General features: G+C 71.1%; 13 protein-coding genes. 10 read left to right on the forward strand and 3 right to left on the reverse strand.

The window, feature by feature from the left end; all coding sequences use genetic code 11:
- Positions 1–59: 59 nt before the first annotated feature.
- The 9 genes from JOF42_RS17310 to JOF42_RS17350 all read left to right on the forward strand — a co-directional run bounded on the left by JOF42_RS17310 (position 60) and on the right by JOF42_RS17350 (position 10,514).
- On the forward strand, positions 60–1,094 hold the full coding sequence (locus JOF42_RS17310; protein WP_210098942.1) for an LLM class flavin-dependent oxidoreductase: 1,035 nt from the start codon (positions 60–62) through the stop codon (positions 1,092–1,094).
- 338 nt (positions 1,095–1,432) lie between these two features.
- Positions 1,433–2,353, forward strand: a complete 921-nt coding sequence (locus JOF42_RS17315; protein WP_210098943.1) for a hypothetical protein — start codon at positions 1,433–1,435, stop codon at positions 2,351–2,353.
- A 546-nt stretch (positions 2,354–2,899) separates the two neighbouring features.
- Entirely contained in the window at positions 2,900–3,109 is a 210-nt protein-coding gene (locus tag JOF42_RS17320) for a methyltransferase (protein WP_210098944.1), read from the forward strand.
- A gap of 66 nt (positions 3,110–3,175) precedes the next feature.
- Positions 3,176–4,441 carry a molybdopterin molybdotransferase MoeA gene (locus JOF42_RS17325; RefSeq protein WP_245340842.1) on the forward strand — a complete coding sequence of 422 codons (1,266 nt, stop codon included), beginning with the start codon at positions 3,176–3,178 and terminating at the stop codon, positions 4,439–4,441.
- A complete protein-coding gene (gene mobA / locus JOF42_RS17330; RefSeq protein WP_210098945.1) occupies positions 4,438–5,085 on the forward strand; it encodes a molybdenum cofactor guanylyltransferase in 648 nt (215 codons plus the stop codon). The genes JOF42_RS17325 and mobA overlap by 4 nt, the downstream gene beginning before the upstream one ends.
- Complete coding sequence (locus tag JOF42_RS17335) at positions 5,082–5,366, forward strand: DUF6457 domain-containing protein (protein ID WP_210098946.1); 285 nt, start codon at positions 5,082–5,084, stop codon at positions 5,364–5,366. Before mobA ends, JOF42_RS17335 begins: the two co-directional genes overlap by 4 nt.
- Before the next feature lie 125 nt (positions 5,367–5,491).
- A complete protein-coding gene (locus JOF42_RS17340; protein WP_210098947.1) occupies positions 5,492–6,883 on the forward strand; it encodes an MFS transporter in 1,392 nt (463 codons plus the stop codon).
- Between the two features lie 2 nt (positions 6,884–6,885).
- Positions 6,886–8,427, forward strand: coding sequence for an FAD-dependent oxidoreductase (locus JOF42_RS17345; protein ID WP_210098948.1), 1,542 nt, complete (start codon positions 6,886–6,888; stop codon positions 8,425–8,427).
- Positions 8,424–10,514, forward strand: a complete 2,091-nt coding sequence (locus JOF42_RS17350; RefSeq protein ID WP_210098949.1) for a molybdopterin oxidoreductase family protein — start codon at positions 8,424–8,426, stop codon at positions 10,512–10,514. Before JOF42_RS17345 ends, JOF42_RS17350 begins: the two co-directional genes overlap by 4 nt.
- A 91-nt stretch (positions 10,515–10,605) precedes the next feature.
- Here JOF42_RS17350 and pheA read toward each other — a convergent pair whose 3' ends face one another.
- The gene (gene pheA / locus JOF42_RS17355) at positions 10,606–11,556 is read right to left on the reverse strand and encodes a prephenate dehydratase (protein WP_210098950.1); all 951 of its coding nucleotides are present in this window, start codon (positions 11,554–11,556) and stop codon (positions 10,606–10,608) included.
- A 62-nt stretch (positions 11,557–11,618) separates the two neighbouring features.
- On the opposite strand from pheA, the gene pgm reads away from it, so the two are divergent.
- Positions 11,619–13,262, forward strand: a complete 1,644-nt coding sequence (gene pgm, locus JOF42_RS17360; protein WP_210098951.1) for a phosphoglucomutase (alpha-D-glucose-1,6-bisphosphate-dependent) — start codon at positions 11,619–11,621, stop codon at positions 13,260–13,262.
- 718 nt (positions 13,263–13,980) lie between these two features.
- Here the strand turns inward: pgm and JOF42_RS17365 are convergent.
- Both JOF42_RS17365 and JOF42_RS17370 read right to left on the reverse strand, forming a co-directional pair.
- Positions 13,981–15,081 (reverse strand): glycerate kinase, encoded by a 1,101-nt coding sequence (locus tag JOF42_RS17365; RefSeq protein ID WP_210098952.1) that lies wholly within the window; start codon positions 15,079–15,081, stop codon positions 13,981–13,983.
- Positions 15,078–16,142, reverse strand: coding sequence for a LacI family DNA-binding transcriptional regulator (locus JOF42_RS17370; RefSeq protein WP_210098953.1), 1,065 nt, complete (start codon positions 16,140–16,142; stop codon positions 15,078–15,080). Before JOF42_RS17370 ends, JOF42_RS17365 begins: the two co-directional genes overlap by 4 nt.
- Positions 16,143–16,168 lie beyond the last annotated feature (26 nt).

Raw genomic sequence — 16,168 nt, forward strand, 5'->3', positions numbered from 1 at the left:
TCCGGTCGCTCCCTCCTTCCGTCGGGAATGCGCCACAGCGCTCCTGCGTTGGGGTCGGCGTGACTGCTCTCTCCGTTCTCGACCTCGTCCCGGTTCGCACCGGGCAGACCAGCGCCGAGGCGATCTCCGCCTCCCTGTCCCTCGCGGCCACCGCCGACCGGCTCGGGTATCGCCGCTATTGGTTCGCCGAGCACCACAACATGCCCGCTGTGGCATCCACCACTCCTCCGGTGCTGATCGCCGCGGCCGCGATGCGCACGACGCAGATCCGTCTGGGCTCAGGCGGCGTCATGCTGCCCAACCACGCTCCGCTGATCGTCGCCGAGCAGTTCGCCGCCCTCGAGGCCATCGCGCCCGGCCGCATCGACCTCGGCCTCGGTCGCGCTCCCGGCAGCGACCCCGTGATCACGCAGCTGCTGCGCGGATCGGGTACGACGAGCGACGTCGAGCAGTTCCCGCGCAACGTGCAGGACATCGCCGCTCTCCTCTCGGGCGAGGGCGCGACCGTGCGCTTCACCTCGGGTGGCGAGTACACCGTGCATGCGACACCGTCCGCCACCGGCAACCCCGAGGTGTGGCTGCTCGGGTCGAGCGACTACTCCGCCCAGCTCGCCGCATCGCACGGCCTGCCGTACGTGTTCGCGAACCACTTCTCGGGGCAGGGTCTCGAGCGAGCCCTCGACCTGTACCGCACCGGATACCAGCCGAGCGAAGAGCACCCCGAGCCGCGCACGTTCCTCACGGTCAACGTCGTGGCATCCCCCACTCAGGAGGAGGCCGAGGCCCGCGCCCTCCCGCAGCTGCGCATGATGTCGCGCCTGCGCCTGAACAAGCCGCTCACCGCACTCGAGACGGTCGAGGAGGCACTGGCCGCAGAGCCGGATGCCGCGACCGACCAGGTCGTCGAGGCCGCCCGCTCGCGGTGGTTCGTCGGCACGGGCGAATCCGTCGCCGCAGAAGTGCGCGCTTTCGCGTCGAAGTGGGGAGTCGACGAGGTCATGCTCTCGCCCGTCGCGGGTGCGTACGAGTCCGAGCCGCGCGACTCCGCCGCCGGCCGCGCGCAGACGCTCGAGCTCGTCGCCGCCGCGCTCTAGTCCCGCGGCGGGGTTGCGGCGCCTCGCGCCCCGCCGCGCCGCGCGTCGCCCCGCCGCATCCCGCACCGCGCCGCCGCATCCCGCACCGCGCCGCCGCATCCCGCATCCAGTCAGGGCCAGTTCCGCGCCCCTCCCCCCGTCGGGGCCAGTTCCGCATCCTGAAAAGGGCTTCGGGATGCAGAACTGGCCTCGGTCGCGGTGCCGGATGCGGAAGTGGCCGCGCTCACGGCGACATCCTGCACCGTGGATGCTGTCCACAGGCGCGACTTGTCCACATCTCTCGGGAGATCCGCCACTTTCGGCAACGGGTGGCGGATCCGATCAGCCATCTTGATCGGATGCGCCATCGGATTCTCCTGCCCGACGAACTCGGCCGACATTTCTCCGTGCGGCAGGCCGCGGCCGCGGGCATAGGTCGGGGCCGCGTCTCTGCACGCGATCTCGACCGCCCCTTCCGCGGGGTGCGCTCGGTCACGACTGCCGAGACACCGCTCGAGCGAGTCGCCGCGCTTGCGCCTCGACTGCACAATGGTCAGCTGATCGGCGGAGAGACGGCGATGCGGGTATGGGGGAATCCGCACCCCGGCAAATGGAGCGTCGGCGACCCGATCGTGGTGGTCGTGGCGACGGGTTCGGCGCGCGTCCGCCGCCGCGGAGTCACCGGCAGACGCCTCGCGGAGGGACGCGCGCATCCCTGGCGAATCGGCGAGATCCCGATCATCGATCCGATCGCGGCTCTGTTCATGTGCGCCGCAGCGCTGACCGACGATCAGGTGGTGATCGCCCTCGACGCACTGCTCACCACGGCAGACAACTATCCCGGGCTCCGCGCTGGCCGTCCGCTGTTCACCGTGACCGACATCGAGCAGCGACTGCGGGACTGGAGCCGCTTCCCCGGCTCCAGACGAGTCCGCGATGGGCTGTCTCGGGCGCGGGAAGGAGCGGAATCGCCGAAGGAAACCGAGACGAGGCTGCTCATCGTCGCCGATGGGCTTCCCGAACCCGTCGTGCAGTATGAGATCCACGAGAACGGCGTCCTCATCGCGAGAAGCGACATGGCCTATCCCGGCCTCAGGATCGCGATCGAGTACGAGGGCGACGGCCACCGTACTAGCCGCGATCAGTGGCGCCGCGACATCCAGCGACAGCGCGAGCTCGAGGACCACGGATGGATCGTCATCCGCGTGACCCAACTCGACCTCGCCGACCCGCGAGCGCTGCTCGACCGCATCCGCCGCGCGAGAGCATCCCGCCGCTGACTTCCCCGCCTGCTGTCCCTCCTGCTGCTGTTCCTCCTGGTGCCCCTTCCCGGCCGCCCAGCCCGGTCCATCAGCGAGCCTCCAAACGGGGCCAGTTCCGCACTCAGCATCCGAGCGGGGTCACTTCCGCAGCTGAAACGCGGCACTGCGATGCGAAAGTGGCCCCGCGGAGGTTTGAGATGCGAAACCGGCCCCAATAGGCGCGCGGTGCGGTCGTGGGTGCTCGAGGACGGCTGATCCCGGCCAAGCGTCAAGCGTCAAGTATCAAGCGTCAAGTATCAAGCGTCAGGCGTCCAAGCGGGGCCACTTCTGCACCGCTCCGCCAGGCGGGGTCACTACTGCAGCCGAAACGCGGCTCCGAGGTGCGAAAGTGACCCCGCAGGCTGTTGCGGTGCGAAAGTTACCCCGCAGGGCGGCGCGGTACGAAAGCGACCGCACCGCACCGCACCGCACCGCACCGCACCGGCGCAGCGCAGCGCCCGCATCAAGGGCTGGTATTCCGGTGCGCCTGGGCGTAGCGTCACGACCAACGGAAGGGGTTCGATGATGAGCACGACCAAGACCCTGGCCCTCTGGGTGGCGTATGGGACGAACGGTGTCGTCGGCAGCATCCGACACGATGATGAGGGGTACACCGTCGTCATGGCGGGTTCCGATGCGGCGACGGGCACGTACCCGAATCTCGCGTCGGCGAAGGGCGCACTGCACTCGCACATGTCGCCCGGTAGCGCCTGGCCGATGTTCCGCGAGCACTGACACAGACGGGGAGAGCAGGGGCGCAACGGTCGCGGACCACGTCCGCGACCGTCGTACGCTGACTGCATGCGAATCGCCCCTCTTGCTGTGACTCCCGCGATGCTGACGGTCGAGGCGCATCTCGACACGATCCTCGCGGCTGCGGCCCCGATCCCCGGTGAGACCGTCCGGGTCGAGGATGCCGCCGGGCGCACACTCGCGGCACCGGTGCTCGCCCGTGTGGACGTGCCGCTGTTCGACAACTCGGCCATGGACGGGTACGCCGTGCGCTACGCGGATGTCTCGTCGGCGACCGCCGAGCATCCGGTCGAGCTGCGGGTGATCGCCGACCTGCCTGCCGGGTCGACCGCACAGCCCGAGCTCGGCGCCGGCGACGCCGTCAGGATCATGACGGGCGCTCCGGTTCCGCGCACGGCCACCGCCGTGGTGCCGTTCGAGCACACGCGAGACGGGTTGCAGAGCGTCGATGCACCCGCGGTGATCACCACGGCGCCTGCGCGGGAGGGCGCCCACATCCGTCGCCGCGGTGAGGAGCTCCGAGCGGGCGCCGAGGTCGCGCCGGTCGGCGCCGTCGTCGGGCCGCTGCAGATGACAGCGTTCGCGGTGGTCGGGGTCGACAGCATCCTGGTCCGACGACGCCCCCGCGTCGCCGTGATCTCGACGGGCAGCGAGCTCGCACCGGCCGGTGGCGAGTTCGTGCCCGGGCAGATCCCCGAGTCGAACTCGGTGCTGCTCGCCTCGCTGTGCGCCGAAGCCGGGGCCGAGGTCGTCTCGGTCGACACGGTGACGGATGAGGATGCCGCATTCGGGGCTCTGCTCGACCGTGCGATCCGCGACGCCCGCGCCGATGTCGTGGTCACCTCCGGCGGCGTGAGCGCCGGCGCGCACGAGGTGGTCAAGAACGTGCTCCGTGATCGCATCGCGTTCGTCGCCGTGGCGATGCAGCCGGGCCGGCCGCAGGCGTTCGGCCGCATCGACGACACCCTGATCTTCGGCCTGCCCGGCAACCCGTCGAGCGTCGCCGTGTCTTTCGAGGCGTTCGTGAGGCCTGCGCTCCTCGCGCTGCAGGGGCGCTCCGAGCACCGGCGTCCGACACTCAGGATGCCGACCACGACCGGATGGCGCAGCCCGGCAGGGCGACGGCAGTACGTGCCCGTGACGCTCGACCGCTCGGATCCTGCCGCCTGGTCGGTGCGTCCCGCGGCCGCCGACGGATCGTCGGGTTCGCACCTCGCCGCAGGACTGGCGCGAGCGGATGCCTACGCGGTCGTACCCGAGGATGTGGCGGCGGTCGCCGCGGGCGACCTCGTCGACGTGATGCTGCTCGCATGAGTACGACATCGGAGACCCCACCCGTGCAGCCCGCAGACGCACAGCCAGCGGCGATCGTCCTCGCGGGCGGTCGCGCCTCCCGTCTCGGCGGCGCGGCCAAGCCGTTGCTCGAGGTCGACGGACGCCCGCTGCTCGAGCACGCCGTGGTGGCACTCGCGGACTGCGAACCGGTGGTCGTGGTCGGCCCGCGGATGCCCGTCGGCGGCCATGTGGTCTGGACGCAGGAGACCCCGGCGTTCGGTGGCCCCGTGGCGGGCATCGCCGCCGGGCTCGCGCTGGTCGACAGCGCCGAGGTCTACGTCCTCGCCGCCGATCTGCCGAACGCCGTGGCGGCCGTGGCGCTGTTGCGACAGCATCCGCCGCTCTCCGAGAACCAGGACGGCCTCTGCCTGGCGGACGCCTCGGGACGGATGCAGTGGCTGACCGGCCGCTACCGGGTCGATGCCCTGCGCACAGCGCTCACGAGACTCCCCGACGCGGGTCGGGATGCCTCGGCACGCGCACTGCTCGGCGGACTCGCGATCGGCGTCGTGCCGGCCGGCGACCTGGCGACCGACGTCGACACGTGGGACGATCTGGAAAGAGCCAGAACGACGATGGCGCAGCGAGCCCCGCGCGACGATGCTCCCGAGGAGACGACATGACAGACAAGCCGCAGCACCTTCCGGTCGAGGCCCTGGATGAGTGGACCGCCGCCGTCTGTGAGTCCCTCGACATCGACCGCGAGTCGGTCGACGTCGCCCTGCTGCTGAACCTCGCCCGCGACGTCGCGCACGGCGTCGCACGCCCTGCGGCCCCGCTGAGCGCGTATCTGGCGGGCCTCGCTGCAGGTCGCTCAGGCGGCAGCCGCGAAGACACCGCGGCCGCGGTCGCGACGATCACCGAGCTCGCCGCGACCTGGCGCACCGACGACCGGGATTCCTGAAGTTCTCTCATCGGCCGTGTGTCCGATGTGATCCAGAAGTAATCGCCCGGTAATCGCACTCGTGCGGGCCTGCAACATCCGCCCCCTACGTTCAGAGAACTCACCTCTCGAACGCAGGAGCCGCGATGTCCCAGATCACCGGAAGAAGCAGCGTCGACACCCATGCCGTGACCCTCACGCGGCGACCCGGACGGTGGATCGACGGGTGGAATCCTGAGGATGCGACCTTCTGGGCATCCGAAGGCAAGGCGATCGCGCGACGCAACCTCGGCTGGTCGATCTTCGCCGAGTTCCTCGGCTTCATCATCTGGCAGCTGTGGAGCATCGTGGTCGTGCTGCTTCCCGCAGCCGGCTTCACGCTCAGCACCACCGAGTCGTTCTGGTTGATCTCGCTGCCGAGCCTCGTCGGTGCGACCCTGCGGTTCCCCTACACGTTCCTCGTCGCCCGATTCGGCGGACGCAACTGGACCATCGTCTCGGCGCTGCTCCTGCTGATCCCGGCGATCCTGCTCGGCATCGTCGTGCAGGACCCCGAGACCCCGTTCGGCGTGCTGCTCGCGGTGGCGGCGCTGGCCGGATTCGGTGGCGGCAACTTCGCGAGCTCCATGGCGAACATCACCTACTTCTTCCCGCAGAAGGAGAAGGGGTGGGCGCTCGGGCTCAACGCCGCGGGCGGCAACCTGGGCACCTCGGTCGCCCAGCTCGCGGTGCCGATCGTCGTCTCGGTCACCGCCGCCTTCACCTTCAACCTCTCGCTCGCGGGCTGGATGTGGGTGCCGCTGATCCTGGTCGCCGTCTGGGGCGCGTGGCGTCACATGGACAACCTGTCGTCCGCCAAGGCCGACTTCGCCGGGGCCGCAGCTGCACTGCGCGAACCGCACCTGTGGGTGCTGTCACTGCTCTACATCGGCACCTTCGGGTCGTTCATCGGCTTCTCGAGCGTCTTCCCGAAGCTGATCGCCGACACGTTCCCCGAGTTCTCGACGTTCCAGATCGGCAGCGCCTCGCTCTCGCTCGCGTTCCTCGGCGCACTGGTCGGCTCGCTGGCCCGCCCGTACGGAGGCAAGCTCGCCGACCGCTTCGGCGGTGCTCGGATGACGATCGCCGCGTTCTCGCTCATGATCGTCGGCGCCCTCTCGCTGCTCATCACCCTGCAGGCGAACAGCTTCGCGCTGTTCCTCGGATGCTTCCTGCTGCTGTTCGTCGCGGCGGGAATCGGAAACGGCGCGACCTACCGGATGATCCCCAATGTCTTCGCCGCCCGGGGTGCCGCGACCGCGGGTGACGCACTCGCGGTCAGCACTCAACGCAAGGGGGCAGCGGCCCTCGGCCTGATCTCGGCGATCGGCGCCTACGGCGGATTCGTGATCCCCCAGGTGCTGGCCGCTGCGAAGAGCGGCACGGGTTCGTACGCACCGGCGTTCGGCGGATTCGTCGCCGCGTACGTGGTGCTGCTGCTCATCACGGTCTTCGTCTACCTCGTGCCGCGGGCCTCGCTCGCCGGGCACCGGATCTGACCATGCCCGAGCGCATCGTCGTGATCGGGGCAGGGCCCGTCGGCATCCGGTTCGCCGAGGAGCTCCTGCCTCTGGTGAGCGACGGACGGGCGACGGTGACCGTGCTGGGTGCTGAGACGGCGGACCCGTACAACCGGGTGCTGATCGCCGAGCTCGCGGTCGGCGAGGCGACGGCATCCGAGCTCACCCTCGCGACGGCATCCGCGCTCCCGGGAGTCGATCTGCGCCTGGGTGCGCGGGTCGCGCGCATCGACCGCGAGACTCAGCGCGTCGAGCTCGCCGACGGATCGACGGTGGCGTACGACCGGCTGGTGCTCGCCACCGGCGCGCGCTCGATCATCCCCTCCCTCGACGGGCTCGAGACGCTCGGCCCCGACAGCACCGGCCTCGACACCCGCCTCACCGCGGGGGTCTGCGTGCTGCGCGACATGGCCGACGCCGAGCAGGTGCGGTCGGTGGTCGAGCGCGGCGGCCGTGTCGTGGTGCTGGGCGCCGGTGTTCTGGGCATCGAGCTCGCCATGCTGCTCGCCGACGCCGGGGCGATCCCCTCGGTCGCCCACTTCGGACCGATGCCGATGCCCCGCCAGCTCGATCGCGGCTCGGCGTCGATCCTGTCGACCGCACTGGCCTCGGCGGGTGTCACCCTGGTGCCGCACACTCGCGCCGAAGGGGTGATCGGCGTCGAGGGCGATGACGGCGTCCGCCGGTTCCGGGCCCTCGCCTCGTCTGACGGCAAGCGCATCGAGGGGGACCTGCTCGTGCTCTCGTGCGGCGTGCGGGCGCGCACCGAACTCGCCGAGGCCGCCGGACTGCGGATCGGCAACGGAGTGCTCGTCGACAGCTCGCTGCGCTCGTGGTCGGATCCGCGCATCTTCGCGATCGGCGACTGCGCGCACATCGCCGATCCCGCCGAGTATCTGCACGAGCGCCAGGTGCCGGGTGGCCCGGCCGGGCTCGTCGGACCGGGATGGCGCCAGGCGAGCTGGCTGGCGGCCTCGATCGCGGCCGAGCTCGACGACGACGCCGTCGACAACGGGTTCGTCGACGAGCACCCGGGAGTCGTCGTGCTCAAGGGGGAGCTGGTCGACATCGCCTCCGCCGGAGACGTCTCGGCCGACCCGTTCGCCCCGGTTCCCGTCGGCGAGATCTCCCCCGGCATCGCGGTCTGGGCCGACCCCGAGCACGGCACCTACGTGAAGATGGCGACGCGCGACGGCATCCTCACCGGCTTCGTGGCGGTCGGGATGCCGCGGGCCGCTGCCGAACTGAGTGTGCTGTATCTGCGGGGCGGCGAGCTGCCGGCCGACCGGTCGCTGCTCCTGCGGCTCGACGACCCGGACGCCGATGCGGTGGCCCCCGCCGGCCGCGACGCGACCCTGTGCATCTGCAACGCGGTCACGGTCGGACAGATCGAGGATGCGATCGACGACGGATGCTCGTCGGTCGCCGAGGTCGGCGACTGCACCCGCGCCGGCACCGGATGCGGGGGATGCCGGGCTCGCATCACCGAACTCCTGCACGCCCACGCGGGAGCCGTCGCATGACCGACACCCACTGCCCCTACTGCGCACTCCAGTGCGCGATGACCTTGACCGCGACCACCGCCACGACTCCGGCCACCGCCGACCGGCCGATGCTTCCGGTGACCGTGGCCGGGCGTGACTTCCCCACCAACCGCGGGGGCCTGTGCAAGAAGGGGTGGACCTCCGCCGAACTGCTCGCCGACACCGGTCGCCTCACCACTCCCCTCGTGCGCGGAGACGACGGCGAGCTGCATCCGGCCGAGTGGGATGCCGCGCTCGACCTGATCGCCGCGCATGTGCGCACGATCGCCGCCGAGGACGGACCCGACGCGATCGGTGTCTTCGGCGGGGGCGGCCTCACGAACGAGAAGGCGTATCAGCTCGGCAAGTTCGCCCGCATCGCGCTGCGCACCTCGCGCATCGACTACAACGGACGCTTCTGCATGTCGTCGGCCGCGGCTGCCGCGAACCGCTCGTTCGGGATCGACCGCGGCCTGCCGTTCCCGTTGACCGACCTCGACACGGCCGAGACGGTGCTGCTGCTCGGCTCGAACGTCGGTGACACCATGCCGCCGTTCGTGTCTCATCTGCAGGGGGCCAGGGCGCGGGGCGGCCTCATCGTCGTCGACCCTCGGCGCAGCTCGACCGCGCGGCTGTGCGCCGACGGCGCGGGCATCCACGTGCAACCGGTGCCCGGCAGCGACCTCGCGCTGCTGCTGGCGCTGACGCACGTCGTCATCGCCGAGGAGCTGTACGACGACGGCTACGTGCGCCAGCGCACCTCGGGCATCGAGGCGCTGCGCCAGTCGGTGTCTGCGTGGTGGCCCGAGCGCGCCGAGACCGTCACGGGGGTTCCGGCGCGCAGCATCCGCGAACTGGCTCGCACGCTGGCCCGCTCCGACTCGACCTACATCCTCACCGGCCGCGGCGTCGAGCAGCACGTCGACGGCACCGACACCGCGACGGCCGCCATCAACCTGGCCCTGCTGCTCGGGCTCCCGGGCACCCCCGGCTGCGGCTACGGCACGCTCACGGGTCAGGGCAACGGACAGGGCGGTCGCGAGCACGGGCAGAAGGCCGACCAGCTGCCCGGCTACCAGTCGATCACCGACCCGGCCGCCCGAGCCTCCGTCGCGGCCGTGTGGGGCGTCGACCCCGACGACCTGCCGGGGCCGGGGGTACCGGCCGTCGAGCTGCTGCAGAGCGCCGGCCTGCCCGGCGGCGTCCGTGCCCTGCTCGTGCACGGCTCGAACGTGTTCGTCTCGGCGCCGAACGTGCAGACGGTGCGCGAGGCGCTCGGCCGTCTCGAGCTGCTCGTCGTGTCGGACTTCTTGCTCTCCGAGACGGCGAGGGCCGCCGACATCGTGCTCCCCGTGCTGCAGTGGGCCGAGGAGGAGGGCACCATGACCAACCTCGAGGGCCGGGTGCTGCGCCGCCGCCGAGCGGTCGACGCCCCCGCCGGTACCCGCAGCGAACTGTGGATCATGGCCGAGCTCGCCCGCCGCCTCGACGCGCCGGGCGTCTGGAGCCTCGAGCCCTCAGAGGTGTTCGATGAGCTCGCCCGGGCCTCGGCCGGTGGCCGCGCCGACTACTCGGGCCTCAGCCACGCACTGCTCGACCTCGGCATCGAGGCGCACTGGCCCTTCCCTCTGGGCAGCCTCGGCACTCCGCGGCTGTTCGCCGACCGCTTCGCCCACGCCGACGGCCGCGCCACACTCGTGGCCGTGCGAGCACGGACGCCCGAGCCGGCCACCGGCGACGGGCTCACCCTGATCACCGGGCGCCTGCTCGAGCAGTATCAGAGCGGCGCCCAGACGCGCCGCATCCCCGAGCTGACCGAGAAGCGGCCCTCGCTCGTGGCGCAGTTGCACCCCGCGACCGCGCGCCGCCACGGGATCGCCGAGGGCGACGGCATCCGCCTCTCCAACGTCCGCGGCGAAGTGCGGGCGCGCGCGGAGCTGACCCACGACATCAGACCCGACACCGTGTTCCTGCCGTTCCACTACGCGGATGCCGAGAGCGCGAATCTGCTCACCAGCGACCGGGTCGATCCGCATTCTGCGATGCCGGAGTTCAAGCGGGCGCTGGTGCAGGTCAGCGCGGTCTGAGCGGCCGCACGAGCCGCGTCAGGCCTCGAGCCGCGTCAGGCCTCGGGGCCGCGTCAGGCCCCGGGAGCCGCGTCAGGCCTCGGGAGCCGCGTCAGGCTTCGGGTTCGCCCGAGAGGATGCCCCGCAGCCAGTCGCGCGCCTCGACGAACACGTCGTCGTCATAGCGATCGGGGTACTGCACGATCTGCCGGTCGGCCCGCGGGTACGAGCCGAGGAAGACCACACGAGGGCTGAAACGACGGATGCCGAGCAGGGCGTCCGCCATGCGCTCGTGCTCGATGTGCCCGTCGGCGTCGATCACGAACCGGTAGCGGCCCAGCTCGTCGCCGATCGGGCGCGACTGGATCAGCGACAGGTTGATGCCGCGGGTCGAGAACTGCTCGAGCATCTCGAGCAGCGAACCCGGGTGATCGTTGGGCAGCTCGACGATCAGCGAGGTCTTGTCGGCGCCGGTCGGTGCCGGCGCCGTGGTGGTGCGGGTGACGAGCACGAAGCGGGTGACGGCCTGGGCATTGTCGCCGATGCCCTCGGCGAGCACGTCGACATCGAGGTGCTTCACGACGCCCGGGGCGGCGATCGCCGCCTGCACGGGGAGGCTGCCGTCGAGCATGCCGACCGCCGATGCGACGTTGCTCGCCGCGGGCACGTGCGAGTGCATCGGCAGGTTCGCACCGAGCCAGCCATGGCATTGCCCGTAGGCGACGGGGTGAGCCGCGATGACCTGCACGTCGTCCAGCGTGGTGCCGCGGGGAGCCACGAGCACGAAGTTGACCGGCACCAGGTATTCGCCGACGATCCGGAGGCCAGGCAGCGTGGCCAGAGCATCCTGCGTGGTCGAGACGCCGCCCTCGATCGAGTTCTCGATCGCGATCATCGCCGCGTCACTGCGTCCGTCGAGCACGTCGGCGAGCGCCTCGCCGACGTTGTGCACCGCACGCCGGTCCTGCCCGCGCGCTTCGGCGACCTGGTCGAGCGCCGCTTCGGTGAACGTTCCGGCGGGGCCGAGATAGCTGTAGGTGCGGCGTTCAGTCACGCGTTTCACCTTAGGGCACCTGTGGCGCGCAAGAAGATGCGCGGATGCCGAGATGGGGGCAGACTGTCTGCATGACGAGCCGTGCCGGTCTACCAGCCGAAGAATCCGATCTGATCGATGTCGACGAACTGATCGCCGCCTATTACGACCGCGTCCCGAATCCGGAGGTCGCCGCAGAGCGCGTCGCCTTCGGGACCAGCGGGCATCGCGGCTCCTCGCTCTCGAACAGCTTCAACGAGAACCACATCCTGGCGACCACGCAGGCTATCGTCGACTACCGCGCCGGCCAGGGCATCACCGGCCCGTTGTTCCTCGGTCGCGACACCCACGCTCTGTCGCTGCCGGCCGAGCGCAGCGCCATCGAGGTGCTGGTCGCGAACGGCGTCGACGTGCGGGTCGACTCCCGCGACTCGTGGGTGCCGACGCCCGCGCTCAGCCATGCGATCCTCACCTTCAACCGCGACCTCGCACCGGATGCTCCCGGCCGCGCCGACGGCATCGTCGTCACCCCGTCGCACAACCCGCCCCGAGACGGCGGCTTCAAGTACAACCCGCCGCACGGCGGACCGGCCGACACGGATGCGACCGGCTGGATCGCCGACCGCGCCAACGAGCTGATCGCCGGTGGACTCGTCGACGTGAAGCGCGAGCGCTTCGCCGACGTCGACTGGGATGCCGTGCCCGGCTACGACTTCCGCGACGCCTACGTGCGCGACCTCGCGACCATCATCGACATCGACGCGATCCGCAACGCGGGCGTGCGCATCGGCGCCGATCCCCTGGGCGGCGCATCGGTCGAGTACTGGGCCCTCATCAAAGAGGTGCACGACCTCGACCTCACCGTCGTGAACCCCGAGGTCGACCCGACCTGGCGCTTCATGACGCTCGACTGGGACGAGAAGATCCGCATGGATCCGTCGTCCCCCTCGGCGATGGCCTCGCTGGTCGCGAAGAAGGGCGACTACGACGTCCTCACCGGCAACGACGCGGATGCCGACCGCCACGGCATCGTCACCCCTGACGCCGGGCTGATGAACCCGAACCACTACCTCGCCGTCGCGATCGACTACCTGTTCTCGCACCGCGCCGAGTGGCCGCGCGACGCCGCGATCGGCAAGACCCTCGTCTCGTCGATGATCATCGACCGCGTCGCCGAGTCGCTCGGACGCCGCCTGCTCGAGGTTCCGGTCGGCTTCAAGTGGTTCGTACCCGGGCTGCTCGACGGATCCGTGGCGTTCGGCGGCGAGGAGTCGGCCGGAGCATCGTTCCTGCGCAAGGACGGCACCGTCTGGTCGACCGACAAGGACGGCATCCTGCTGTGCCTGCTCGCCGCCGAGATCATCGCGGTGACCGGCAAGAGCCCGTCGGAGCGGTACGCCGAGCTGGAAGAGGCGTTCGGCGCCTCGGCCTACCAGCGCGTCGACGCCCCGGCCACGCCCGCGCAGAAGGCGACGCTCGGCAAGTTGGCTCCGGATGCCGTCTCGGCGACGACCCTCGCCGGCGAGACCATCACGGCCAAGCTGTCGCACGCTCCCGGAAACGGTGCCGCGATCGGCGGCCTCAAGGTGCAGACCGAGCACGCCTGGTTCGCTGCACGCCCGTCGGGAACCGAAGACGTCTACAAGCTGTACGCCGAGAGCCTGCGCGGCCCCGAGCATCTCGCCGAGGTGCAGGCCGAGGCTCGAGCCGTGGTGTCGGCGGCCCTGGGCGGCTGAGCCGGCATCCCTCTCCGCTGTCTTCTGCCCCCGCACGTCTTTCGTGCGGGGGCAGAAGTGCGTACGGGGCCGGTAGCTTCTCCGGGTCGAGCGCGCTCGCGTCCGCTGGTGCGGGGTCCCAAGCGCATGCGGGGTCAAAAGCGCACCCGGAGTCAAAAGCGCATCCGATACGGCCGATCCCGATGCGAAAGTGACCCCGCACAGCATCCCCGGTGCGAAAGTGACCCCGCCACCCCGCGGGCGTGAGCGAGCCGGGTAGAAAGCACCCACACACCGCCCTGCGGCACCAAAAACGCACGCGGGGTCAAAAGCGCACCCGATACGGCCGATCCCGGTGCGAAAGCGACCCCGCCCAGCATCCCCGGTGCGGAACTGGCCCCGCCCAGCATCCCCGATGCGGAACTGACCCCGCCCACCCGGCGGGCGTGAGCGAGCCAGGTCGAAAGCACCCACACACCACCCTGCGGCGCCAAAAACGCACGCGGGGTCAAAAGCGCACCCGATACGGCCGATCCCGATGCGGAACTGGCCCCGCACAGCATCCCTGATGCGGAACTGACCCCGCACAGCATCCCCGGGTGCGGAACTGACCCCGCACAGCATCCCCGATGCGGAACTGGCCCCGCCCACCGCGCGGACGCCGGACGCCAGACGCGGACGTAGGAGCGGACGCAGGATGCCCGACGCGGGACGCCGGACGCCGCCGACGCCCGCTCGGTCAGACCGATCGGGCGAGCAGCGCCCCGGCGTCGCGCAGCCAACGAGCGGGCTCGGCGAGTGCGGCATCCGATGACCCCGCGATCTCGGTGAGCGAGGCGGATGCCGCGAACAGGGCCGTGTCGGAATCGTCCGTGATGCGCCCTGCCGCCAGCAGTGCGGTCGCCCCCGCCGCAGACGCGAGGCCCGCGATGAACGAGGGCACCTTGCCGTCGCCCGACTGACCGTCGTACGAGCCCTCGCCCGTGATGACGACGTCCGCATCGGCGATCGCGTCCGCGAGTCCGATGAGCTCTGCGACCTCGCCAGCACCCGGCGCGAGCGTCGCACCCCAGACCACGAGCGCTCCGCCCGTGCCTCCCGCGGCCCCGGTGCCTGCGAGAGCGGGATCGAGCGCGAGCAGCTGGGCGAGGTGCGCCAGCGCAGCATCCACCTGAGTGATGCCGTCGTCGGCGAGGCCCTTCTGCGGGCCGAACACGGCCGCGGCACCGCGTGGCCCGACGAGCGGATTCGTCACGTCGGTGAGCACCCGCACGTCCGGCGCCGTGCGGAGTCCGGTCAGATCGACGGACGCGATGTCGGCCAGGCCGCGAGCCCCGCGCGCGACAGGCGCCCCGGCCGCGTCGAGGAAGCGTGCCCCGAGTGCGGCGAGCATCCCGGTGCCGCCGTCGGTCGACGCGCTCGATCCGATGCCGACCACGAGACGAGAGACTCCGTGATCGAGCGCCGCGGCGATCGCCTGGCCGAACCCGGTGGTGTCGGCATCCCAGGGCCGCAGCTCGTCGAGCAGCTCGATGCCCGAGGTCGAGGCCAGGTCGACGACCGCGGTTCCGCCGGGAGCATCCGTCGTCGGCGGCAGCAGCAGCCAGCTCGTGTCGATGCGGGAGCCCGCAGGGCCGTCGACGACCACCGGAACACGGCGAGCGCCCGGCACCGCGGCCTCGAACGCCGCGACGGTGCCCTCTCCGCCGTCAGCCATGGGCCGGCGCACGAACGTGGCGGTCGGGTCGACCGATGCCCACCCCTCGGCGAGCGATACCGCCGCATCCGCCGCGGTGATCGTGCCTTTGAAGCTGTCGGGTGCGAGGACGACGCGAGTCATCGCGGGATGCCCGGGGTGCTCGCGCGCACGGTGACCTCGAGCGGCAGCGCCGCCTGCTCCCAGTCGGCGTCGACCGTCGCACGGAAGGCCTGGTAGCCGACCTCGCTCAGCGGCACGCGCACCGTCGTGAGCGCCGGGGTCACATCGCTGCTCGACGGGACGTCGTCGAAGCCGCACACCGCGATGTCGGCGCCGATCTCGCGTCCGGCGTCACGGATGGCCGACATGGCACCGATCGCGACGACGTCGCTCATGCCGAACACGAGGGTGCCCGGAACGACGCCCTCGGCGAGCGCTGCGGTCATCGCCTGCACACCCGACTCGCGGCGGAAGTCGCCACGGAGCACGCGGTCGATCGCGCCGCCGCCGGATTCGAAGCCCGCACGGAATCCGGCGAGACGTTCGTCGGAGGTCAGCACGCCCTCGGCCGCCGCGATCGCGATGGCCGCGCGATATCCGAGCGCCGCCATGCGCCGACCGAGTTCTTCGGCCCCGGCGCGGTTGTCGATCTCGACGTGACGGTTCTCGGCGCTGCCCGCACCGAACGTCACGACGCGGCCGCCGAAGCGCGCGTACTCGGCCAGTTCACGGGCGGTGTCGGAGTCGGAGTCGGTGGGCTCCTTCGTGCGGGATGCCGCGAGGATGAGCCCCTGCGGACGCTGGCCCCGCAGGGCTCGGACGATGCGCGCCTCGCGGGCGGGGTCGCGTTCGGTGATCGCGATCGTGACGACGAGACCCTGCTCGTCTGCTCCGCGGGCGACGCCGGCGGCGATGAGTCCGAAGTACGGGTCGGCGATGTCGGCGACGAGCAGGGCGATCACGGGAGAGGTGCCGCGGGCCGTCGCCTGCGCCGACACGTTGGCCGTGTAGCCGAGCTCGGCCGCTGCCTGCTCGACCCTCTCGCGGAAGGACTCGGCGACCTTGCGCTCGGAGCCGTTGAGGACGCGGGATGCCGTTGCGAGCGAGACACCGGCCTCACGGGCGACGTCGTGCAGGGTCGGGGCGGCGCCTCGCGCGTGGCGCGACTGACGCACGCGGGAAGGGCTTTCCGGCTGGCTCATGCCCCGAGCATACTGCGGCGCGGCCG

The sequence above is a fragment of the Microbacterium phyllosphaerae genome, assembly GCF_017876435.1.
GTDB lineage: Bacteria > Actinomycetota > Actinomycetes > Actinomycetales > Microbacteriaceae > Microbacterium > Microbacterium phyllosphaerae.